The organism is Paenalicyclobacillus cellulosilyticus (assembly GCF_014647315.1).
GTDB classification, from domain to species: domain Bacteria; phylum Bacillota; class Bacilli; order Alicyclobacillales; family Alicyclobacillaceae; genus Alicyclobacillus_J; species Alicyclobacillus_J cellulosilyticus.
Genome location: NZ_BMOY01000085.1, coordinates 322 through 692, shown reverse-complemented (window position 1 = coordinate 692; position 371 = coordinate 322). Strand labels below are relative to the sequence as shown.

Genomic DNA, 371 nt, shown 5'->3' with positions numbered 1-371 from the left:
TACAAATCATCCATGGCAATGACATGATCGCCTGAATCGAGCATATCAATGACTGAATTTATGGCAGCCATACCGGTTGCGAATGCAAATCCATATTGCCCAGATTCTAGATTAGCTAAACAATCTTCATAAGCTTTTCGAGTTGGATTATGGGTTCGAGAATACTCATAACCCTGATGCACACCTGGAGCAGACTGAGCATAGGTGGAGGTGGCATAAATGGGTGTCATGACCGCGCCTGTGACGGGATCAGAGGATTGGCCAGCGTGGATAGCCCTGGTTTCAAATTTTTTTTGAGACATGATTACTCCTGTATGAATTACACAATATACCACCGTTCCGACCTCAAATTTTTCGAGTAGGTCAGGGCT

The 371-nt window shown here is 44.5% G+C and carries 1 protein-coding gene; it reads right to left on the bottom strand.

Features of this window, described 5'->3' with window-relative positions; all coding sequences use genetic code 11:
* On the bottom strand, positions 1–302 hold a 302-nt coding region (locus IEX97_RS12870; RefSeq protein ID WP_188883508.1), incomplete at its 3' end, for a PLP-dependent transferase.
* Positions 303–371 lie beyond the last annotated feature (69 nt).